Origin of the sequence: Pseudomonas sp. 13B_2.1_Bac1 (genome assembly GCF_025466155.1) — a bacterium.
GTDB classification, from domain to species: domain Bacteria; phylum Pseudomonadota; class Gammaproteobacteria; order Pseudomonadales; family Pseudomonadaceae; genus Aquipseudomonas; species Aquipseudomonas aylmerensis.
Map to the genome: position 1 here is coordinate 132,623 of NZ_JANLOH010000079.1, position 21,288 is coordinate 153,910.

Consider the following 21,288-nt stretch of genomic DNA (forward strand, 5'->3'; position numbering starts at 1 on the left):
GCACCGGCTCATATTCAGCAGGTTGCGAAATGCCTGACTTTCAGGATTTGCCGGATGTACGGGAGGTACAGGATTTGCAATTATCGCCACTTTCTCGGCCCTGATCTGAGTAAGTTACACCGCTTTGTGTGGTGCCTTACGCGATATGGTTCCAAAAAATCTCGGTTCGGTATTATCGACCGGTCGCTGACCAAATCCCGCCCATGACGGGCGGGCTTTGCAGAGATGGGTAATCAGCCGCCGACTTTGCTGGAACCCTGGTAGTCGGGCGACTGGATTTGGCCGCCGCCCTGTGAGCCACCTTGACTGTCTGGTGAACCCTGGCCGTTTTGTGCGCCTTCACCGCCCTGAGCACCTTGAGCCTTTTCTGCAAGCAGTTTCTTCAGTAGCTTCTCCAGCTCTTCAATGCCACCCCCGCCCTCAGCTCCACCGCTTCCCTGGCTGCCCTGGGAACCTTGTGACTGTTGCTTGATTTTGTTTTGTACGTCCTGAATCTGCTGATCAAGGCCTTGCTGGGGACCTTGGCCGCCACCAATGCCTGACAAGCCAGCTGAACCCGATACACCGTTGATACCTGCCATAAATGCAAACTCCAGACTCAATAATTAAAAGGACTGATCAGTCGCTCCGATCAGTCCATAGTCTGTGGCGGGTAAATAAAGATGGTTCCGGTCAGCAACGGGTCGCACATGCAGCAAGGGACTAATCGCCAGGTTGAATGGCGTTTTCCCACGGGGCGATGTGCCAGGTCACTGCTGCAGTTGCGGGGTTTCCTGGCCCAGGCAACGTACCGCCTGCTTCTTGTTATTGACCAACACGCCACTCAAGCCTTTTTGCTCGGTGTCGAACATCACCAGCACGCCGTCGACGCACTGCGCCACCTGCGCGGCCGGGGTCAGCGAGATCTTGTAGTCTTCGCCGGGCACGGTCTTGAGCAGGGTGAAATCGCTGAGCAGCAGTGCATCTTCCGGCTTGGCGAAGTGCAGGTAGCCGTAGTACCAAAGGCAGCCGACAGTACCGATGATGGTGCCGATGCCGGTGAGGATCAGCGGGATCATGTTGCGTTCTTCGCTCATTGCGGGCTCTCTGATGAATCAACTTTAGAATCGGGATAATTCGGGATTTCGCCCAGGCGACGCAGGCCGTTGAAGTGCTGCGGGTCATCCAGGTAACGCAGCATCACGGTTTGCCAGGTCTTGTCGGCAAAGGTCTGCACGTGGCCACCGCGCGTCAACTGCAACACCCGAGGCGGCGGCGCGGCCTGGTACAGGCGGATGCCGTTGGCCACCGGCACAATCGGGTCATCCAGGCTGTGGAACAGCAGCTTGGGCACTCCGGTCAGTTGCGGCATGGCGCGGATCGCACTGTCGCCGTCCGGCACCAGCCAGGACAACGGCACCTGAAACGGCCATGTTAACCAGGAGGTGCTCAGGGCGAATTGTCCTACGTCACGATAACTGGCGGGCACGCCGTCCAGCACCAGGGCCTTGAGCTGCGCCTGTCGTTCCGGGTGGGCCGCCAGGTAATGCACCGCCAGCGCGCCGCCGAGGCTTTGACCGAGGACGATCAGCGGCTGGCCGCGTGTCTCGGGGGCCTGGTCGAGCCAGCTGAAGGCAGCGTCTACGTCCTGATAGACCGCCGGCAATGACGGCTTGCCCTGCGACAGCCCATAACCGCGATAGTCCAGGAGCAGCACCTGGTAGCCCTGCTCCGGCAACCACCAACTGCCACCCAGGTGCCAGGCCAGGTTGCCGCCGTTACCGTGCAGGTGCAGCACTGTGCCCTTGAGCGGCACGCCGGGCTTGGCCGGCAACCACCAGGCATGCAGCTTGACCCCGTCGGCGGTGGTGACTGTGACGTCGCGGTAGTCCAGGTGGGCTTTTTCCGGCGTGAACGGCAGGCCGGGCTCGGGATAGAACAGCAGTGAGCTGCAGCCGTTCAATGTGAGTAGCAGGCATAGAATGCCGAGGATTCTCATCCGTTGAAGCCTCGTGAGTAGTTAAACAACACATTTGAATAACGCCGAATCCCTGTAGGAGCCGGCTTGCCGGCGATGCAGGTAACTCGGTCTCCTGCAGCCATCGCCAGCAAGCCGACTTCTACGGGTAGATCGGTGTTAAAGGATATTCGAGTAATCCGCCTCGATCCGGTCCAGGCTCAAATGGTTGAGGAAGTTGGAAAAGCACATCCACGCCGCCAGCGCATTCATGTCGCGAAACTGCTCGGGCAGGTACTTGGGCGGTACCACCAGGCCTTCGTCCACCAGTTGGCGCAGGGTGCGCATGTCTTCCAGCGTGGTCTTGCCGCAGAACAGCAGCGGCACTTGTTCCAGCTTGCCCTTGCGCACGGCCAGCTGGATGTAGTTGTAGACCATGATAAAGCCTTTCAGGTAGGACAAGTCCTTGGTGAAAGGCAGACCGGTCGGCACCGAGCCACGGAATACGCGACTGGCGTTGCCGTAGCTTTCCGCCATCTCAAAACCCTGCTCGCGGAAGAACTCGAACACCTGCAGGAAGTCGGCGCCCTCTTCCACCATGTGGATGGCGCGGGTGCGGTTAGTGAGCTTGCGCAGGCGGCTCGGGTAGGAGGCAAAGGTGATGATTTCCATCAATATCGCCAGGCCTTCCTGGGTCACGGTGGACGACGGCGGGCCCTTGGACAGAAAGGTGCAGATCGGCTGGTTCTGGCCATTGAGCGTGGTGCCGACGTGCACCAGGCCTTCATGCACCTCCAGCGCACGCACGTCGCGCTCGTTGAACATCGCGTCGGCGCGGATCTTGATGTAGTCGGCGCCCGCCGCTGCATCGGCGACGATACCGTCGGACTCGAACACGCGGATGGTCTCTTCGGCCTCGCCAAACACCCGGTTCAGGCGGGTTTGCAGCAACGCTACGGCGTCCTTGGCGGTGAGGGTCTTGGCTTCGTCCTTGAGGTCGCCACGCCCGTCGATGTTGTTCAGGTAGTCGGAGAGCATCAGGCCCAGGTCCGCCAGGGTCGGGTCGCCGGCGTGAAAGGCATCGGAGGCGGCGCCGTACAGCTCCTGGGAGATCAGGCCGAAGTCCTCGGTGCCACGGGCCTCGAGCATGCGCACCACCATGCGGTACTCCTTGCACATGCGGCGCATGATCTGCCCCACCGGGCTGAACTGGCCGAGGCGGCGCGTGATGTCACGCTCGATGTTCTGGAACTCCAGCTTCACCGCGCTGGAATCGAACGACAGCGGCCGGTTGAGGTAATAGTCGCGGTCCACGGCGGGCAGTTCCTTGCCCTTGGCCTTGAGAAATCCCTGGCGAATGTTCTCGTCCCATTTCACCGCGTCGAGGACGCGAATCGGTGTTTGCGCCAGCACAATGCGATCAGACAAGGTGCGTATCGTCTGCTGGTAATCGTCCACCGCTACTTCCTCTTTAAACGTTATTTGCCCGCGCGCTGGTAGCGCACGGCTTCAACGAACACATCGGCATTGGCCGGGTCATCCAGGTAGGCAAACACCTGGTCCATGGGGCTGTCCACCCGCACGCCGGCACCTTCGACGGTCTCCACAGTGCTGCCGTGCAAGGCGCGCTGGCCGATCGCCTGATGGATCTGCTCGAGATCGAGGTTGTAGACCACCAATTCGTGTTTTTCATCGAACTCGAATCCCGCGAGGATGTAATTGCCACCCAGCTTGGCCGGCAACGGCGCCGACAGGTACCAGCGACTGCCATGCCGCGACACTGTAAACAGGTACTCATCGCGCTGGCCCGGCTTGGCTGTAGGGTAGCTCACGGCTTTATAACGGTGCTCGCCGGCGCGGGTGATGTGCAGGTTGAGCGGCTCGCCCCAGGCATTCTTGCTCGTCCATTGGCCGAGCAGTTCCTCCGGCGCGGCTTCGCGGGCCGGCAGCGGGTCCTTGAAAGTCACCAGGCAACCGCTGAGCAACAGGAACGACAGAGCGATGACCGCGACACGCCAGGCTTTCATTGCATACTCCATAAAGTGTGGGAGCTGGCGTGCCTGCGATACAGGCTCCGCGGTGCTTCAGATAAACCGCGGTGAGGCTATCGCAGCGGTGCGACGATTCGACAAGCCAGCGCCCACATGAGGCTAGACCGAGGCCAGGACCAAATGCATGTAGCGCTTGAGAATCTCAAGCATCTCGTCAGCGGTCAGAGGCTCTGCGCCGCCCAGCAGGCCCTGATATTCCATCCGACTGATTATCGCCGTCAACACTTTGGCATCCTGTTGCGGCTCGCGGGAGCCCAATACCTGGAAAAACTGCCCGGTGCCCTGCAACAGGATCTGCTGGTGGGAGCGCACCAGCTCCGCCAGGCGCGGGTTGAGCAAGGCTTCCTGGCGAAAGGCCTGCTCGGCCATCAGGTGTTCACGGCGATTGCTGAGTTGGCGCATGACGTAGTCGGCAGTCAGTCGCGCAATGTCATCGGCCAGCTGTGAGCGCGACGCCGGGCTGCCATCGCCATAGGCGACCATCTCGCGCAGCAGGCCTTCGTTGCGCACCCACAACTTGCCCATGAACGCAGCGCTGCGCTCCACGTATTGGGCGAAGGTATCGGTGAGCAGGTCATCGATATCCTTGAAGTAGTAGGTGGTTGCCGACAACGGCACCCCCGCCTCCGCCGCCACCGCCCGGTGGCGCACGGCCCGCACGCCGTCGCGCACCACAATGCGCATGGCCGCATCGAGAATGTCTTGCCTGCGTTGCTCGCTGCCCCGACGGCTGGCCTTGCGGCCCTGGTACTGGACGCTTTCAGCCACGGCAGCGGCAATGCCGGCGGCGCCTTCTTGAGCGGTTACGCGGTTCACGACTGATCTTCCTTATTAGAATGACGCGGAGCGTCACGGTGTGCATTCCCACGCAGGGCACGGGAACGATCCCCTGGCGCTGTTTGCTTGACGCTTGTTAATGCCGCATAAAAAAGCCGCCTTATAAAAGGCGGCTTCGGATTTCGCTACGCTTACGCTTGTGGCCGCATGTGCGGGAACAAGATCACGTCGCGGATCGACGGCGAGTTGGTCAACAACATCACCAGGCGGTCGATGCCGATCCCTTCGCCCGCGGTCGGCGGCATGCCATATTCCAGGGCGCGCACGAAGTCAGCGTCGTAGTGCATGGCTTCGTCATCGCCAGCGTCCTTGTCGGCCACCTGGGCCATGAAGCGCTCGGCCTGGTCTTCCGCGTCGTTAAGCTCGGAGTAGGCGTTGGCGATTTCGCGACCACCGATGAACAGCTCGAAACGGTCGGTGACGTTCGGGTTGTCGTCGTTGCGACGAGCCAGCGGCGACACTTCGAACGGGTACTGGGTAATGAAGTGCGGCTGTTCCAGCTTGTGCTCGACCAGTTCTTCGAAAATCATCACCTGCAGCTTGCCCAGGCCTTCGAAACCCAGCACCTTGGCGCCGGCTTTCTTGGCGATGGCACGGGCCTTGTCGATGTCGGTCAGGTCGTCAGCGGTCAGCTCCGGGTTGTACTTGAGGATCGAGTCGAACACCGACAGGCGCACGAACGGCTCGCCGAAGTGGAACACCTTGTCGCCATACGGCACGTCGGTGCTGCCCAGGACCAGCTGTGCCAGCTCGCGGAACAGTTCTTCGGTCAGGTCCATGTTGTCTTCGTAGTCGGCGTACGCCTGGTAGAACTCCAACATGGTGAATTCAGGGTTGTGGCGCGTCGAAACACCTTCGTTACGGAAGTTGCGGTTGATCTCGAACACCTTTTCAAAGCCGCCAACCACCAGGCGCTTGAGGTACAGCTCCGGCGCGATACGCAGGAACATTTCCATGTCCAGCGCATTGTGGTGGGTTTCGAACGGCTTGGCTGCGGCACCACCCGGGATGGTTTGCAGCATCGGGGTTTCGACTTCGAGGAAGTCACGCTTCATCAGGAAGCTGCGGATGTGCGCAATGACTTGCGAACGCACGCGGAAGGTCTGGCGCACCTCTTCGTTGACGATCAGGTCGACGTAGCGCTGGCGGTAACGCTGTTCGGTGTCGGTCAGGCCGTGGTGCTTGTCCGGCAGCGGGCGCAGGGATTTGGTCAGCAGGCGCACGTTGGTCATTTCGACATACAGGTCGCCCTTGCCTGAACGCGCCAGTGTGCCTTCGGCGGCGATGATGTCGCCCATGTCCCAGGTCTTCACCGAGGCCAGGGTTTCTTCGGACAGGGTTTTACGGTTGACGTAGACCTGGATGCGACCGGTCATGTCCTGGATCACCATGAACGAGCCACGGTTGAGCATGATGCGACCTGCCACCTTGACCGGAATCGCAGCCTCAGCCAGCTCTTCCTTGGTCTTGTCCGCGTACTGTTTCTGCAAGGCATCGCAGTAGTTGTCGCGGCGGAAGTCGTTGGGGAAGGCATTGCCCTTGGCGCGCTCGGCAGCAAGCTTTTCCTTGCGCAGGGCGATCAGGGAGTTTTCTTCCTGTTGCAGGGCCTGGTCGAGTTGTTGGTCGCTCATGTCTTTAAATATTCCATCTGGTTCGTTGTCCCCGGCCTGCGGCCGGGGATCGCCGGCAAGCCGGCTCCTACAGGGATCGCGGTATGGAGCCTGTTACAGGCCTGATTTCAGGCTGGCTTCCAGGTATTCGTCGATGTCGCCGTCGAGCACCTTGTCGCAGTCGCTGCGTTCGATGTTAGTGCGCAGATCCTTGATCCGCGAGGCATCGAGCACATACGAACGGATCTGGTGGCCCCAGCCGATATCCGACTTGGTGTCTTCCAGCGCCTGGGACGCGGCGTTGCGCTTCTGCATTTCCTGCTCGTACAACTTGGCCCGCAGCATTTTCATGGCGGTGTCCTTGTTCGCGTGCTGGGAACGTTCGTTCTGGCAGCTGACCACGGTGTTGGTCGGTACGTGGGTAATACGCACGGCCGAGTCGGTGGTGTTTACGTGCTGGCCACCGGCACCGGAGGAACGGTAGGTGTCGATCCGCAGGTCGGCCGGGTTGATCTCGATTTCGACCTTGTCGTCGATCTCTGGCGAGACGAACACCGCAGAGAACGAGGTGTGGCGACGGTTGCCGGAGTCGAACGGGCTCTTGCGCACCAGGCGGTGCACGCCGATCTCGGTCCGCAACCAGCCAAAGGCGTATTCGCCCTTGATGTGCACGGTCGCGCCCTTGATGCCGGCGACTTCACCGGCCGACAGCTCCATGATGGTGGCGTCGAAACCGCGTTTGTCAGCCCAGCGCAGGTACATGCGCAACAGGATGTTGGCCCAGTCCTGGGCTTCGGTGCCACCGGAGCCGGCCTGGATGTCCAGGTAGGCGTTGTTCGGGTCCATTTCATGGCTGAACATGCGGCGGAATTCAAGCTTGGCGAGGTTTTCCTCGAGACGGGCCAGCTCGGCGACGACATCGCCCACTGCGCCTTCGTCGTTTTCTTCGACGGCCATGTCCAGCAGGTCACGGCAATCGGCCAGACCGGTGTTCAGCTCGTCGAGGGTATCGACGATCTGCGCCAGCGCAGCGCGCTCGCGGCCCAGTTCCTGGGCGTATTCAGGTTTGTTCCAGACACTCGGATCTTCAAGCTCGCGATTGACTTCGGTCAGACGCTCATGCTTTTGATCGTAGTCAAAGATACCCCCGAATAGTTTCGGAGCGCTCGGACAGGTCCTTGATGGTGTTAAGGATCGGGTTGATTTCCATGGCGGGCAGCACTCGTTGGCGAACTTTTGAAAGCCGACGAGTATAACGATAAACGGGGGGGAGCGGCAGCCCGCTGGGCGAAAAGGGCTCTTGCCCTACCACTCGGCACCTCGCCTGGGCCCGGTGTGCCCGAAAGCCGACCTGAGGGGTTGGATCAGAAGCGGATACGTGTAGGAGCTGGCCGAACCCAGGCTTGAATCCGTGGCTAACCCGGCAGGACGCCGGGTTAGCCGTTACCGCAGCAACGCATATGTATACAAAACCCTACTCGATCCCCACCTGATTCCGCCCATTGTGCTTGGCCGTGTACAACCCCTTGTCCGCCGCCAGGATCAGTTGCCGGCAATCGGTCCCCTGCGCCGGCGTCAGGGTCGACAGGCCGATACTGATGGTCAGGCTCGAACCTTCAGTTGGGGCAATGTGCGGGATTTTCAGCGCGGCCACCGCCATGCGCAGCTTTTCGGCCACCAGTCGCGCACCACCCGGCGAGGTATTGGGCAGCACCAGCGCAAACTCTTCACCGCCATAACGTGCCGGCAAGTCCGACGGCCGGCTGCTGGCTTCGCGGATCGACGCGGCGACTTTGCGCAAGGCCTCATCGCCCTCGACGTGACCGAAGCTGTCGTTGTAGGTCTTGAAGAAATCCACGTCGATCATCAGCAACGACAACTGGGTCTGGTCGCGCATGGCACGGCGCCACTCCAGTTCCAGGTACTCGTCGAAGTGCCGGCGGTTGGACAGCCCGGTGAGGCCATCGGAGTTCATCAGCCGTTGCAGCACCAGGTTGGTGTCGAGCAATTGTTGCTGGCTGACCCGCAGCGCACGGTAGGCCGCGTCCCGCTGCAACAGGGTCATGTAGGAGCGCGAGTGGTAGCGAATGCGCGCCACCAACTCGATATTGTCCGGCAGCTTGACCAGGTAATCGTTGGCGCCGGCCGAGAACGCCGCGCTCTTGATCAGCGGGTCTTCCTTGGTGGAAAGCACGATGATCGGAATGTTCTGCGTGGCCGGGTGGTTGCGGTATTCGCGCACCAGGGTCAGGCCGTCGAGGCCGGGCATCACCAGGTCCTGCAGGATCACCGTCGGCTTGATGCGGATCGCCTGGGCAATGGCCTGGTGCGGGTCGGCGCAGAAGTGGAAGTCGATGTTTTCTTCATGGGCCAGGCCACGCCGCACGGCTTCGCCGATCATGGCCTGGTCGTCGACCAGCAACACCATGGCGGCATTTTCGTCGGTCTTGATGTCGTCGATCTGTAAATCATTCATCTGCAGTCACCTGAATTACTACCTGCAAGCCAGCACCGCGGGAGGTAGGGCTCATTTCGAAAATACCTCCAGCAATCGGGGCGCAATTCTGTCCAGTGGGCGAATTTCAACAGCAGCGTCAATCGCCGCCGCCGCTTTGGGCATGCCATACACCGCCGAGCTCTGCTGATCCTGGGCGATGGTCAGATATCCTTGTTCTCGCAGTAACTTGAGGCCCTGGGCCCCGTCGCGGCCCATGCCTGTCAGCAGTACGCCGACGGCATCGCCATTCCAGTGGCTGGCCACGCTTTCGAAAAATACGTCGATCGAAGGCCGATAGATCTCGTTAACCGGGTCTGCGGTATAGGCTAGCGTGCCGTTGCGCAATAAACGAATGTGGTGGTTGGTCCCGGCCAGCAGCACCACGCCGGGTTGCGGCGGCTCTCCCTCGCGGGCCAGGCGCACCGGCAGGCTGGAGGCGCTGCTCAGCCACTCGGCCATGCCGGCGGCGAAGACCTGGTCCACATGCTGCACCAGCACAATGGCGGCGGGAAAGTCGCGGGGCAAGCCCTTGAGCAGGATTTCCAGGGCAGCCGGGCCACCCGCCGACGAGCCGATGGCAACCAGGCTCTGGCGTTTGCCGGTGCTGCGCGCAGGTGTGGTTTCGGCGCGCACACGGCTGCCGCGCTGGCCAATCAACCAGCCGATATTGAGGATCTTGCGCAACAGCGGCGCCGCCGCATCCTTGGGGTTGCCGACGCCCAGGGGCGGCGTATCCACGACGTCCAGGGCGCCATGGCCCATGGCTTCGAACACCCGGCTGACATTGGCCTGGCGGTCGACCGTGACGATCACGATGGCGCACGGGGTCTCGGCCATGATCTGCCGCGTCGCCTCGACACCGTCCATGACCGGCATGATCAGGTCCATCAGGATCAGGTCCGGGGTCAGCTCGGCGCAGCGCTGCACCGCTTCCAGGCCATTGCCGGCGACCCACACCACTTCGTGCGCGGGCTCGAAACTCAAGGCGCGGCGCAAGGCCTCCACCGCCAGGGGCATATCGTTGACGATCGCAATCCTCATGCCCGCGCGCCTCCAATCAGCTCCACCACGGCGTCCAACAAGGCATCGTCATGGAAACTGGCTTTGGCTAAATAATAGTCGGCGCCGGCGTCCAGTCCACGACGTCGGTCTTCTTCACGGTCCTTGTAGGACACCACCATCACCGGCAACGATTGCAGGCGACTGTCACGGCGCAAGAGTGTGACCAATTCAATACCGTCCATGCGAGGCATATCAATATCAGTGATCAACAGGTCAAAGTCTTCGGAGCGCAACGCGTTCCAACCGTCCATGCCATCGACCGCCACGGCCACTTCATAACCACGATTAAGTAACAATTTGCGTTGCAGCTCACGCACGGTGAGCGAATCGTCCACCACCAGCACGCGTTTGCGCGGAGCTTCGGTGGCCTGCTGGCTGCGCCGGGCGATGCGTTCCAGGCGGCCAGTGTTGAGCAGCTTGTCGACCGAGCGCAGCATGTCTTCGACGTCGACGATCAATACCACCGAGCCGTCGTCCAGCAAGGCGCCGGCGGAAATATCCTGGACCTTGCCCAGGCGGTCATCGAGCGGCAACACCACCAGGGTGCGCTCGCCGATGAAGCGTTCCACGGCGATTCCGTACACGGCATCGCGTTCGCGGATCACCACCACTTTCAAGGTTTCGTCATTATTCTGCCCCGCCGGGCGCTGCAACAACTGGCTGGCGGCCACCAGACCGACATGCCGGCCCTCGTGCCAGAAATGCTGGCGGCCTTCCAGTTGCACGATGTCATCGGGCGCCAGGTCGCACATGCGCTCGATATGGGCCAGCGGGAACGCGTAGGCTTCTTCGCCGACTTCCACCACCAGGCTGCGCACCACCGACAGGGTCAGCGGCACCTCCAGATGGAAACGACTGCCCTGCCCCGCCGTCTGCTCCAGCACCACCGCACCGCGCAACTGGCGGACCATATGCTGCACTGCATCCAGGCCGACACCCCGCCCGGACACTTCGGTGACCTTGTCGCGCAGGCTGAACCCCGGCAGGAACAGGAACGTCAGCAGTTCCTCTTCGCTCAGGCGCTGGGCGGTTTCCAGCGGCGACAGGTGCCGGTCGACGATGGTGCCGCGCAGGCGCTCCAGGTCGACGCCGTTACCGTCATCGCTCAACTCCAGGACCAGCAGGCCGGCCTGGTGAGACGCGCGCAAGCGGATCAGGCCCTCGGCCGGCTTGCCCGCCAGCAGGCGCTGCTCGGGCATTTCGATGCCGTGGTCGACGGCATTGCGCAGCAAATGGGTGAGCGGCGCTTCGAGCTTCTCCAACACGTCGCGGTCGACCTGAGTCTTTTCGCCCTCGATCTCCAGGCGCACCTGCTTGCCCAGGCTGCGGCCGAGGTCGCGGACCATGCGCACCTGCCCGGCCAATACGTCGGCAAACGGGCGCATGCGGCACGCCAGCGCGGTGTCGTAGAGCACCTGGGCGCGCTGCCCGGCCTGCCAGCCGAACTCGTCCAGCTCGGCATGTTTTTCTGCCAGCAGCGCCTGGGCTTCGCTCAATAGCCGACGGGTATCGGCCAGGGCTTCCTGGGCTTCGAGGTTCAAGTCCACGGTCTTGAGCTGGCCGTCCAGCGTATCCAGGGCCCGCGCGCTCTGGCTTTGAATGCGTTTGAGGCGCTGCAGGCTGGCGAGGTATGGCTTGAGCCGCTGGGTTTCGACCAGGGACTTGCTCGACAGGTCGAGCAGGCTGTTCAAGCGCTCGGCGGTCACGCGCAACACGCGTTCGCCGCCTTCGGTCATGCGTTTGTTCTGGCGCGCAGGCTCGCTGGTGACGGGTGGCGCGGTCTCGGGCTCCGGCGGCAGCTCCTCGACGACGGGCGCGGGGGCCGACTCAGGCGGCGGCGGGGCTGACGGGGCGACCTTGGCGCTCAGTTGCGACGGATCGAGCAGGCGCTCCATCAGCGCCACATACGCCTCGATATCCGCCGGCCCGACGTCATTGCCCGGCGTGGCGATGCGCATCAACAGGTCGGTGCCTTGCAGCAACGCATCAATGTGCTCGGGTTGCAGGTACAGGCGACCTTCCTGGGCGCTGACCAGGCAATCCTCCATGACATGCGACACGCTGACCCCGGCGTCCACCCCGACAATCCGCGCCGCGCCCTTGAGCGAGTGCGCGGCACGCATGCAGGCTTCGAGCTGGTCGGCCTGGGTCGGGTTGCGTTCCAGGGCCAGCAGGCCCGCGCTCAACACCTGGGTCTGCGCATCGGCTTCCAGGCTGAACAGCTCCAGCAGCGAGGCATCGCGCATCTGGTCGGGGGTCATGTGAGGCTCCGGGTCACGGCGGACAACAATTGCGCCTCGTCCAACCAACGCAGGCTGCGGCCTTTCCACTGCAACACACCTTGGGTGAAGCGGCCACTCGCCTGGCTGCCGGGCGCTGACGCAGCCTTCAAGGTGCGCTCATCGATGGCATGGATGCCGTCGACTTCATCCACCGGCACCACCACCGGGCCATCTTGTGCGGCAATGATCAGCATCCGCGGCATGATCCGGCCACCGCTGGCGCCACTGCCGGTGTTGTCCAGGCCCAGCAGTTCCACCAGCGACAGGCACGCCACCAGCGCGCCGCGTACGTTGGCCACGCCGAGCAAGGCACGGGAACGCTGGTGCGGCAGGGAGTGGATCGGTTGCAACGTGGCCACTTCCACCAGGCAGCGGGTGGCGATGCCCAGCCACTCTTCGCCCAGGCGGAATATCAGCAGCGAGCGCGTGACCACCTCGGCGCCATGCTCGACCGCTGCCTGTGGCCGACGGTCGTCCTGCTGCAAGGCATAGCGATCCAACAGGCGCGTGGCGGCTGCCGAGTACACCGAGCAATTGCGGCAATGGATGTGGTCCGCCAGCAGCGGGCAGGATTTGTCACCATGGATGCCGATGCGGTTCCAGCAATCGTCGATGGCTTGCGTGTCAGCCAGGGTCAGGTCCAGGCCGGTGGTGTCGAGCGCGTCGGGGCTACTCATGGTTTGTGCTCACTGTCAGCTCGCTCGCTACGCGCGGCCCGCGCCTGCAGGCGGCGGGCTCCCGCGCTGTCGCCCTGGGACTCCAGCAAGGCGGCCAGGTGCATCAAGGCCTGCGAATGCTGGGGCTCCAGGTACAAGGCTTTTCGATAATAGCCCTGGGCTTCCAGGGCACTGCCGGCCACATCGCTGAGCAGCCCCAGCCAGTAAAACACCTGGGCGGCCGGCGGGTGGTGATTCAAATACTCTTCACACGCGGCCCGCGCCTCCAGGCTCTTGCCTTCGTTGGCGAGGGTGGCGATGCGGCTGAGCAAAGCGGCGGCATCGGACGGCGCGGCCTTGATCGGTATGACCTGCGCAGTGGCGGCAGTACTGAACGGGCGCGGCCTGACCGGAAGCGGCGCCGCGCTGCGCTGCGGGATGGGTGCTGGCAGCGGCACGAACACCGGCGCAGGCTGCTGTGGCTCAGCCTGCCGACTGAAGGCAAACGACTGCGCCGCACCGATCGAACGCATGCCATGGCGCCCCAGCAGGCTGCCCTCGGCAGGGCCGATAAACAGCACGCCGTCGACGTGGGTCAGGCCCTTGAGTACATCGAACACTTGTTTCTGGGTCGCCTGGTCGAAGTAGATCAGCAGGTTGCGGCAGAACACGAAGTCGTAGCTGGCCTCATTGGCGAGCAGCGCCGGGTCGAGCAGGTTGCCGACTTGCAGGCGCACTTGCTCACGCACCCGCTCGGCGATGTGGAACCCGTCGCCGTGTTCCACGAAGTGGCGGTCGCGAAAGGCGATGTCGCCCCCGCGAAACGAGTTCTTGCCGTACACCCCGCGCCGGGCACGCTCCACCGACAGCGGGCTGACATCCATGCCCTGCACCTTGAACTGATGCGGTGCGAGGCCCGCGTCCAGCAGCGCCATGGCAATCGAATAGGGTTCTTCGCCAGTGGAACACGGCAGGCTGAGGATACGCAGGGCGCGCATCTGCTTGATCTCGACCAGGCGCGCCTTGGCCAGGCGGGCCAGGGTCACGAAGGATTCGGGGTAACGGAAAAACCAGGTTTCGGGGACGATCACCGCTTCGATCAGCGCCTGCTGCTCGTCATGGGAGCTTTGCAGGTGCTGCCAGTACTCGGCCGCCGTCTGCGCCTGCAAGGCCTGGCTGCGCTGGCGCACGGCACGCTCGATGATGGCTTCGCCCACGGAGGCGACATCGAGACCGATGCGCTCCTTGAGGAAGGCAAAGAAGCGCGGATCGTTGCTCATACGCTCAGCTCGGCAGAGAACAGCAACGCACGCACCGGCTCGGTGAGCAATTCATTCACGCCGATCCACTGCATCAAGCCCGCGGCGTCTTCACGCACCAGCCCCAGGTACGGCGCCTCGCGGTTGTCCAGGCCATAGGGCTTGAACTCGCTGAGGTCGCACCGCAGGGTGTCGGTGGCCTGCTCCAGGATCAACCCCAGCCAACGTGCCGCAACCCAGGGTTCGGGCTGATAGTTCACCAGCACCAGCCGCGTGCTGGTCCGCGCCTGGGCCGGCTGACCAAACGTCAGCGCACTGAGGTCGATGACCGGCACCAACGCACCGCGATGGGCGAAGATGCCCGCCACCCACAGGGGCGCATGGGCGATGGGTTTGAGAGGCAGGCGCGGCAGCACCTCGGCCACTTCGGTGGCCCTTAATGCAAAGCGCTCGTCACCGATGTGAAACACCAGGAACAAGGCCTTTTTCGCTGCCGGGACGGCGCCGCGTTTAGCCGCGAGGTCGCTCATCAGACTTTGAAACGCGACACGCCGCTGCGCAGGCCCACCGCCACCTGGCTCAGCTCATCAATGGCGAAGCTGGCCTGGCGCAGGGATTCCACAGTCTGGCTGCTGGCATCGCCCAGTTGCACCAGGGCGTGATTGATCTGCTCGGCACCGGTGGCCTGGGCCTGCATGCCTTCGTTGACCATCAACACCCGCGGCGCCAGCGCCTGCACCTGGTGGATGATCTGCGACAGCTGCTCGCCCACTTGCTGTACTTCGAACATGCCCCGGCGCACTTCCTCGGAAAACTTGTCCATGCCCATCACCCCCGCCGACACCGCCGACTGGATCTCGCGCACCATCTGCTCGATGTCATAGGTGGCCACGGCCGTCTGGTCCGCCAGGCGGCGCACTTCGGTGGCCACCACGGCAAAACCGCGCCCGTACTCGCCAGCTTTCTCCGCCTCGATGGCGGCGTTGAGCGACAGCAGGTTGGTCTGGTCGGCAACCTTGACGATGGTGACCACCACCTGGTTGATGTTGCCGGCCTTCTCATTGAGGATCGCCAGCTTGGCATTGACCAGGTCGGCGGCGCCCATTACCGAATGCATGGTTTCTTCCATGCGCGCCAGGCCCTGCTGGCCGGAGCCTGCGGCCACCGAGGCCTGGTCGGCGGCGGTGGAGACTTCAGTCATGGTGCGCACCAGGTCCTTGGACGTCGCGGCGATTTCCCGGGAAGTCGCGCCGATCTCGGTGGTGGTGGCCGCGGTTTCAGTCGCGGTCGCCTGCTGTTGCTTGGATGTCGCGGCAATCTCGGTCACCGAGGTGGTGACCTGCACCGACGAACGCTGGGCCTGGGACACCAGGGCCGTCAGCTCGGTCATCATGTCGTTGAAGCCGGTTTCGACTGCGCCGAACTCATCCTTGCGTTCCAGGTTCAGGCGCTTGCTCAGGTCGCCGGTACGCATGGTTTCGAGGATGTCGACGATGCGCTGCATCGGCGCCATGATCGCGCGCATCAGTAGCAGGCCACACAGGCCGGCCGCGAGGATGGCGATGATCAGCGAAACGGCCATGCTGATCTTGGCCGACAGCACCGACTCGTCGATGGCCGCCGTGGCACGGTCGGACACGTTCTTGTTTTCCGTGATGATGTCATTGAGCTTCATGCGACCTTCGGTCCAGATCGGCGTCAATTGCTCCTCGAGCAATTGGTTGGCCCCCGGCAGGTCATTGGCTTGCACGCGCTCCAGCACCTGCGCCAGGACTTTGTTGTAGTTGATGTGCGCCGCCTTGAAGTTATCGAACTCCATGCGGTCAGCCTGGCCATGAATGGTTTTTTCGTAGTTGGCCATCTGCAGTTCAATACGCGTCTCGAAGGACTTGTAGTCGTTCTTGTCGGTATTGGTGAAGGTTTTATCCTCGCGCAGGCCAATGATGTCGATGGTCTGCAAATAGCTGTCGACCCAGGCGCTGCGGATCATCGAGCTGAGGTACACCCCGGGCACCGCGTCGTCGCGGACCGCTTCCTGGCTGGCTTCGATCTTCAGCAACCGTGAGTAGGACACCACGACCATCAGCAGCATGATCGCGATAATGACCGCAAAGCTCGCCAAAATCCGTTGGCGCAAGGTCCAGTTCTTCACAGTAATTCCTCGAAGGGCCATTCAAATGGAGGGGAGTATAGCTGAGCAGAAGCCCTCATTAATCAACGGGTTTTGCTGTAGTGATCACAGAATGCAAATGTGGGAGTAGGCCTGCTTGCGAAGGCGCAGGATCAGTCAATAGATTCGATGACTGACCAGCGCATTCGCGAGCAGGCCCACTCCCACAGTTTGATCGCTTCAGGGCAGGCGTTTATTGCGCCAGCCGCACCTGTTTTTCCAGCTCCAGCTTCAAGCCAGGCTCCAGCTTGAGTTGCCGCGCCAGCTCATCGAGGTAGGCCTTCTCCATGAAATTCTCCTCATCCACCAGCATCACGCTGGCGATGTACATCTCCGCGGCCATTTCCGGGGTGCTGGCGGCGCGGGCCACATCGGCCGGGTCCAGGGGTTTGTTCAGTTCGGCGTGCAGCCAGCTGTGCAACTCGCGGTCATCGTCCAGCTTGGTGAATTCACCTTCGATCAGCGCGCGCTCGCGCTCATCCACATGCCCGTCCGCCTTGGCGGCGGCTACCAGGGCCTTGAGGATGCCCTGGCTATGTTGTTCGACTTGGGCCGGTGGCAAACGGTCGATGGTTTGCGGCTCGCCTTGAGGTGCGCTGGCCTGGTTTGCCTGCCAGTTGCCATAGGCTTTATAGGCAATGACGCCCAACGCGGCGAGCCCGCCGTAGGTCAGGGCCTTGCCGCCGAACTTGCGGGCTTTCTTGTTCCCCAGCAGCAGGCCCATGGCCCCGGCCGCCAGGGCGCCACCGCCAGCACCACCGAGCAGACTTCCAAGGCCACCACCGCCCAGCAGTCCGCCAAGGGCGCCTTTGTCGTCCGGCTTGCGCTGGCCGCCGGCCTTGTTCTGCAACATGTCCTGGCCAGATTTGAGCAGTTGATCGAGCAATCCACGGGTATTCATTCGCAGCCTCCAGACACTTGGGTTCGTAGGACCAGTAGGCTCCCAGCGTAAAACTAAGTGCCAAAAAGCCCCGATCTAGAGTGCTTCCAGATGTAACGCCACTGCCCTTCGCTTAAATCGATATACACTCGGATAAATCTATAAAAACACCCCACTGGTAATTCCAGCATGATGACCTTGCGTCAAATCCGGCATTTCATCGCCGTGGCCGAGACGGGCTCGATCTCCGCCGCCGCGCAAACCGCGTTCATTTCCCAGTCGACCCTGACCCTGGCCATCCAGCAACTGGAGCAGGAAATCGGCGTCAACCTGTTCAACCGCCACGCCAAGGGCATGACCCTGACCCACCAGGGCCATCAGTTCCTGCGCCAGGCACACCTGATTCTCGCCACCGTCGACAACGCCAAGCGCAGCCTGCAGCAGAGCACCGACCAGGTCGCCGGCCAGTTGATCATCGGCGTGACCAGCCTGGTTGCCGGGTATTACCTTGCCGACCTGCTCACCCGTTTCCAGCGCGCCTATCCGAATGTGGAAATCCGCGTGATGGAGGATGAACGCCCCTACATCGAGCATTTGCTGGTCAGCGGCGAGATCGACGTGGGGGTGCTGATCCTGTCCAACCTCGAAGACCGCCACGCCCTGCAGACCGAAGTCCTCACCCACTCGCCCCATCGCCTGTGGCTGCCGGCGCAGCACCCGTTGCTGGAGCACGACAGCATCAACCTGGCCGATGTGGCGCGCGAGCCGTTGATTCAGCTGAACGTCGACGAAATGGGCCACAACGCCCAACGCCTGTGGACTGCAGCCGCGCTGCAACCACGCGTGACTTTGCGCACCGCTTCCACCGAAGCAGTGCGCAGCCTGGTGGCTGCCGGCCTGGGGGTGTCGATCCAGCCGGACATGACCTACCGGCCCTGGTCCCTGGAAGGCGACATTATTGAAGCGCGGCCGATTGCCGACCTCAGCCAGACCCTCGATGTGGGCCTGGCCTGGCGCCGTGGCACCGCGCGCCCGGCGCTGGTGGACCCGTTCCTGACCGTGGCCCGCGAACAGCCGCATCCGCGCAAGCCATCTATTTAATCGAATGCTGCATTCAGTATTTAGTATTTGTTGACCTCGCGCCCGACCTCTACTCTCAGCTCATCCATAAGAGAAGGTCAGGCGCCTTGTAAGAGAACGCCCATGGCCACACAAGAAAAGAGATCGCGAAAAATGTCCGGCGCGCCCACCCCGCTGCTCACTGCGTTGCTGATCGACGGCGAACTGGTCCAGGGCCAGGGTTTTGTCGAGCCGATCCTCAACCCGGCCACCGGTGAAGTCCTCACCCAGATCGCCGAAGCCAGCACCGAGCAGGTCGAAAGCGCCATCCTCGCCGCCCACCGCGCGTTTGCCGGCTGGTCGCGGACCACGCCGCAGCAACGCTCGATCATCCTGCTGGGCATCGCCGACGCCATCGAAAAACAAGCCGACTACCTCGCTCGCCTCGAATCGCTCAATTGCGGCAAGCCCTTGCACCTGGCGCGCCAGGATGACTTGAGCGCCACCGTCGATGTGTTTCGCTTCTTCGCCGGGGCCGTGCGCTGCCAGATTGGCCAGCTCAGCGGCGAATACCTGCCGGGCTACACCAGCATGGTGCGCCGTGACCCGATTGGCGTGGTCGCCTCCATTGCGCCGTGGAACTACCCGTTGATGATGGCCGCGTGGAAGATCGCCCCCGCCCTGGCCGCCGGTAATACGCTGGTGTTCAAGCCGTCGGAACATACGCCGCTGTCGATCCTGGCCCTCGCCCCCGTCCTTAAAGAACTGCTGCCGCGCGGGGTCATCAACATCCTGTGTGGCGGCGGCGAAGGCGTCGGCAGCCATTTGGTCAGCCACCCCAAGGTGCGCATGGTGTCGCTGACCGGCGATATCGTCACCGGGCAGAAAATTCTGCAAGCCGCGTCGAAAACCCTGAAACGCACGCACCTGGAACTGGGCGGCAAGGCCCCGGTGATCGTCTGCAACGACGCCGACCTGCAGGCCGTGGTCGAAGGCGTGCGCGCCTACGGCTATTACAACGCCGGCCAGGACTGCACCGCAGCCTGCCGCATCTACGCCCAGGCCGGCATCCACGACAAATTGGTCGCCGAGCTTGGCGCGGCCGTCAGCAGCTTGCGCTTTGCCGGCAAGCGTGATGCCGACAACGAACTCGGCCCGCTGATCAGCACGCGCCAGCGTGACCGCGTCGCCAGTTTTGTCGAGCGCGCCCTCGGCCAGCCACATATCGAGCGGGTCACGGGTGCCGCCGTACATTCCGGTGCCGGCTTCTATTACCAGCCGACACTCCTCGCCGGTTGCAAACAAAACGATGAGATCGTGCAGCGCGAAGTCTTCGGCCCGGTGGTCACCGTGACCCGCTTCGATGAACTGGAACAGGCAGTGGACTGGGCCAACGACTCCGAATACGGCCTGGCCTCGTCGGTATGGACGCAGAACCTGGACAAGGCCATGCAGGTGGCGGCGCGCCTGCAATACGGCTGCACCTGGATCAACAGCCATTTCATGCTGGTCAGCGAAATGCCCCACGGCGGCTTGAAACGCTCGGGGTATGGGAAAGATCTGTCCAGCGATTCGCTTCAGGACTACAGCGTGGTGCGGCACATCATGGCTAGACATGGAGATCAGCTATAAGCGGCAAGCTTCAAGCGGCAAGCTGCAAGTAAAAGCGGATCTGCGTTTGCTTTTGCTTGCGGCTTGCAGCTTGCGGCTTGCGGCTCAGCCCCAAGAGCTACGCTAAAACAATAAACAACTCGTACACCTGCTTTTACTGCCCCGACCATAATTAAAGAAGAGGGAATCCCCATGTCCGCGCACAAGACCGCACTGCTCAGTGCCCTGACCACCGCGCTGCTGGCCAGCGCCAGCCTTCAGGCCGCCGAACCGCTGAAAGCGGTGGGGGCAGGTGAAGGCCAATTGGATATCGTCGCCTGGCCCGGCTATATCGAACGTGGCGAAAGCGACAAGGCCTACGACTGGGTCACCGGTTTCGAGAAGGAAACCGGTTGCAAGGTCAACGTGAAAACCGCCGCCACCTCTGACGAAATGGTCAGCCTGATGGCCAAGGGCGGCTATGACTTGGTCACCGCATCCGGCGATGCCTCGTTGCGATTGATCGTCGGCAAGCGTGTGCAGCCGATCAACACGGCGTTGATCCCCAACTGGAAAAACCTCGACCCGCGCCTCAAGGATGCGCCGTGGTATGTGGTCGGCCAGCAAACCTACGGCACCCCGTACCAGTGGGGCCCGAACGTGCTGATGTACAACACCAACGTGTTCAAGACCGCGCCCACCAGCTGGAACGTGGTGTTCGATGCGCAGAACCTGCCTGACGGCAAGCCGAACAAAGGCCGCGTGCAAGCCTACGACGGTCCGATCTACATCGCCGACGCGGCGTTGTATCTCAAGTCGACCAAGCCGGAGCTGGGCATCCAGAGCCCTTACGAACTGACCGAAACCCAGTACAAGGCCGTGCTCGAACTGCTGCGCGCCCAGCAGCCGTTGATCCACCGCTACTGGCACGACACCACTGTGCAGATGAGCGACTTCAAGAACGAAGGCGTAGTGGCCTCCAGCGCCTGGCCGTATCAGGTCAACGGCCTGGTCAACGAAAAACAGCCGATCGCCTCGACCATTCCCAAGGAAGGTGCCACCGGCTGGGCCGACACCACCATGCTGCACACCGAGGCCAAGCACCCCAACTGCGCCTACAAGTGGATGGACTGGTCGCTGCAGCCGAAGGTCCAGGGCGATGTCGCGGCCTGGTTCGGCTCGCTGCCGGCGGTGCCTGCGGCGTGTAAAGAGAGCGAACTGCTCGGCGCTGAAGGGTGCAAGACCAACGGGTTCGACCAGTTCGAAAAGATCGCTTTCTGGAAAACCCCGCAGGCTGAAGGCGGCAAGTTCGTGCCGTACAGCCGCTGGACCCAGGATTACATCGCGATCATGGGCGGGCGCTAAGCCCTCCCAGGCGACACCGGCCCCATGTGGGAGC

The 21,288-nt window shown here is 62.5% G+C and carries 19 protein-coding genes; 3 read left to right on the forward strand and 16 right to left on the reverse strand.

Annotated features, from left to right (window positions below; all coding sequences use genetic code 11):
- Nucleotides 1-233 precede the first annotated feature (233 nt).
- From NTD80_RS18375 to NTD80_RS18450, 16 genes are all read right to left on the reverse strand, one after another.
- Nucleotides 234-581, reverse strand: coding sequence for a hypothetical protein (locus NTD80_RS18375; protein ID WP_262134493.1), 348 nt, complete (start codon nt 579-581; stop codon nt 234-236).
- Nucleotides 582-749: 168 nt separating this feature from the next.
- Entirely contained in the window at nt 750-1,076 is a 327-nt protein-coding gene (locus NTD80_RS18380; protein ID WP_064054946.1) for a hypothetical protein, read from the reverse strand.
- Nucleotides 1,073-1,978 (reverse strand): alpha/beta hydrolase, encoded by a 906-nt coding sequence (locus NTD80_RS18385; RefSeq protein WP_106804977.1) that lies wholly within the window; start codon nt 1,976-1,978, stop codon nt 1,073-1,075. Before NTD80_RS18385 ends, NTD80_RS18380 begins: the two co-directional genes overlap by 4 nt.
- A 138-nt stretch (nt 1,979-2,116) precedes the next feature.
- Entirely contained in the window at nt 2,117-3,394 is a 1,278-nt protein-coding gene (locus NTD80_RS18390) for a flavohemoglobin expression-modulating QEGLA motif protein (protein ID WP_065903174.1), read from the reverse strand.
- Nucleotides 3,395-3,414: 20 nt separating this feature from the next.
- The gene (locus tag NTD80_RS18395) at nt 3,415-3,963 is read right to left on the reverse strand and encodes a hypothetical protein (RefSeq protein WP_262134495.1); all 549 of its coding nucleotides are present in this window, start codon (nt 3,961-3,963) and stop codon (nt 3,415-3,417) included.
- Nucleotides 3,964-4,086: 123 nt separating this feature from the next.
- Nucleotides 4,087-4,803: a TetR/AcrR family transcriptional regulator gene (locus tag NTD80_RS18400; protein ID WP_065903180.1), complete on the reverse strand. Its 717-nt coding sequence runs from the start codon at nt 4,801-4,803 to the stop codon at nt 4,087-4,089.
- A gap of 152 nt (nt 4,804-4,955) precedes the next feature.
- Entirely contained in the window at nt 4,956-6,455 is a 1,500-nt protein-coding gene (lysS, locus tag NTD80_RS18405) for a lysine--tRNA ligase (RefSeq protein ID WP_262134497.1), read from the reverse strand.
- Nucleotides 6,456-6,548: 93 nt separating this feature from the next.
- Nucleotides 6,549-7,644, reverse strand: a protein-coding gene (gene prfB / locus NTD80_RS18410) for a peptide chain release factor 2 (RefSeq protein WP_098465888.1) whose coding sequence is annotated in 2 segments (ribosomal slippage) — nt 6,549-7,571 and nt 7,573-7,644 — 1,095 coding nt in all. Because the reading frame shifts where the segments join, the coding sequence is not laid out codon by codon here.
- 264 nt (nt 7,645-7,908) lie between these two features.
- Nucleotides 7,909-8,910, reverse strand: coding sequence for a PleD family two-component system response regulator (locus NTD80_RS18415; RefSeq protein WP_065903189.1), 1,002 nt, complete (start codon nt 8,908-8,910; stop codon nt 7,909-7,911).
- A 51-nt stretch (nt 8,911-8,961) separates the two neighbouring features.
- Nucleotides 8,962-9,972, reverse strand: coding sequence for a chemotaxis response regulator protein-glutamate methylesterase (locus tag NTD80_RS18420; RefSeq protein WP_106804980.1), 1,011 nt, complete (start codon nt 9,970-9,972; stop codon nt 8,962-8,964).
- Nucleotides 9,969-12,254: a hybrid sensor histidine kinase/response regulator gene (locus tag NTD80_RS18425; RefSeq protein WP_262134501.1), complete on the reverse strand. Its 2,286-nt coding sequence runs from the start codon at nt 12,252-12,254 to the stop codon at nt 9,969-9,971. The genes NTD80_RS18420 and NTD80_RS18425 overlap by 4 nt, the downstream gene beginning before the upstream one ends.
- Nucleotides 12,251-12,952, reverse strand: a complete 702-nt coding sequence (locus tag NTD80_RS18430) for a chemotaxis protein CheW (protein WP_262134502.1) — start codon at nt 12,950-12,952, stop codon at nt 12,251-12,253. Before NTD80_RS18430 ends, NTD80_RS18425 begins: the two co-directional genes overlap by 4 nt.
- Nucleotides 12,949-14,211, reverse strand: a complete 1,263-nt coding sequence (locus NTD80_RS18435) for a CheR family methyltransferase (RefSeq protein WP_262134503.1) — start codon at nt 14,209-14,211, stop codon at nt 12,949-12,951. Before NTD80_RS18435 ends, NTD80_RS18430 begins: the two co-directional genes overlap by 4 nt.
- Nucleotides 14,208-14,720 (reverse strand): chemotaxis protein CheW, encoded by a 513-nt coding sequence (locus tag NTD80_RS18440; RefSeq protein WP_120447765.1) that lies wholly within the window; start codon nt 14,718-14,720, stop codon nt 14,208-14,210. Before NTD80_RS18440 ends, NTD80_RS18435 begins: the two co-directional genes overlap by 4 nt.
- Nucleotides 14,720-16,342, reverse strand: coding sequence for a methyl-accepting chemotaxis protein (locus NTD80_RS18445; protein ID WP_065903210.1), 1,623 nt, complete (start codon nt 16,340-16,342; stop codon nt 14,720-14,722). Before NTD80_RS18445 ends, NTD80_RS18440 begins: the two co-directional genes overlap by 1 nt.
- Nucleotides 16,343-16,553: 211 nt before the next feature.
- Nucleotides 16,554-17,261, reverse strand: a complete 708-nt coding sequence (locus NTD80_RS18450) for a tellurite resistance TerB family protein (RefSeq protein ID WP_262134505.1) — start codon at nt 17,259-17,261, stop codon at nt 16,554-16,556.
- Between the two features lie 168 nt (nt 17,262-17,429).
- On the opposite strand from NTD80_RS18450, the gene NTD80_RS18455 reads away from it, so the two are divergent.
- The 3 genes from NTD80_RS18455 to ydcS all read left to right on the forward strand — a co-directional run bounded on the left by NTD80_RS18455 (nt 17,430) and on the right by ydcS (nt 21,254).
- Entirely contained in the window at nt 17,430-18,341 is a 912-nt protein-coding gene (locus tag NTD80_RS18455; protein ID WP_065903213.1) for a LysR family transcriptional regulator, read from the forward strand.
- 132 nt (nt 18,342-18,473) lie between these two features.
- On the forward strand, nt 18,474-19,931 hold the full coding sequence (locus NTD80_RS18460; protein ID WP_262134506.1) for a gamma-aminobutyraldehyde dehydrogenase: 1,458 nt from the start codon (nt 18,474-18,476) through the stop codon (nt 19,929-19,931).
- Nucleotides 19,932-20,102: 171 nt separating this feature from the next.
- On the forward strand, nt 20,103-21,254 hold the full coding sequence (ydcS, locus tag NTD80_RS18465; protein WP_065903220.1) for a putative ABC transporter substrate-binding protein YdcS: 1,152 nt from the start codon (nt 20,103-20,105) through the stop codon (nt 21,252-21,254).
- Nucleotides 21,255-21,288: the final 34 nt, after the last annotated feature.

What these genes read in the sequence shown, in the direction of transcription:
- NTD80_RS18375 (WP_262134493.1), bottom strand. Translation starts at nt 581, where the DNA reads ATGGCAGGTATCAACGGTGTATCGGGTTCAGCTGGCTTGTCAGGCATT.
- NTD80_RS18380 (WP_064054946.1), bottom strand. Translation starts at nt 1,076, where the DNA reads ATGAGCGAAGAACGCAACATGATCCCGCTGATCCTCACCGGCATCGGC.
- NTD80_RS18385 (WP_106804977.1), bottom strand. Translation starts at nt 1,978, where the DNA reads ATGAGAATCCTCGGCATTCTATGCCTGCTACTCACATTGAACGGCTGC.
- NTD80_RS18395 (WP_262134495.1), bottom strand. Translation starts at nt 3,963, where the DNA reads ATGAAAGCCTGGCGTGTCGCGGTCATCGCTCTGTCGTTCCTGTTGCTC.
- lysS (WP_262134497.1), bottom strand. Translation starts at nt 6,455, where the DNA reads ATGAGCGACCAACAACTCGACCAGGCCCTGCAACAGGAAGAAAACTCC.
- NTD80_RS18415 (WP_065903189.1), bottom strand. Translation starts at nt 8,910, where the DNA reads ATGAATGATTTACAGATCGACGACATCAAGACCGACGAAAATGCCGCC.
- NTD80_RS18420 (WP_106804980.1), bottom strand. Translation starts at nt 9,972, where the DNA reads ATGAGGATTGCGATCGTCAACGATATGCCCCTGGCGGTGGAGGCCTTG.
- NTD80_RS18425 (WP_262134501.1), bottom strand. Translation starts at nt 12,254, where the DNA reads ATGACCCCCGACCAGATGCGCGATGCCTCGCTGCTGGAGCTGTTCAGC.
- NTD80_RS18430 (WP_262134502.1), bottom strand. Translation starts at nt 12,952, where the DNA reads ATGAGTAGCCCCGACGCGCTCGACACCACCGGCCTGGACCTGACCCTG.
- NTD80_RS18435 (WP_262134503.1), bottom strand. Translation starts at nt 14,211, where the DNA reads ATGAGCAACGATCCGCGCTTCTTTGCCTTCCTCAAGGAGCGCATCGGT.
- NTD80_RS18440 (WP_120447765.1), bottom strand. Translation starts at nt 14,720, where the DNA reads ATGAGCGACCTCGCGGCTAAACGCGGCGCCGTCCCGGCAGCGAAAAAG.
- NTD80_RS18450 (WP_262134505.1), bottom strand. Translation starts at nt 17,261, where the DNA reads ATGAATACCCGTGGATTGCTCGATCAACTGCTCAAATCTGGCCAGGAC.
- NTD80_RS18455 (WP_065903213.1), top strand. Translation starts at nt 17,430, where the DNA reads ATGATGACCTTGCGTCAAATCCGGCATTTCATCGCCGTGGCCGAGACG.
- NTD80_RS18460 (WP_262134506.1), top strand. Translation starts at nt 18,474, where the DNA reads ATGTCCGGCGCGCCCACCCCGCTGCTCACTGCGTTGCTGATCGACGGC.
- ydcS (WP_065903220.1), top strand. Translation starts at nt 20,103, where the DNA reads ATGTCCGCGCACAAGACCGCACTGCTCAGTGCCCTGACCACCGCGCTG.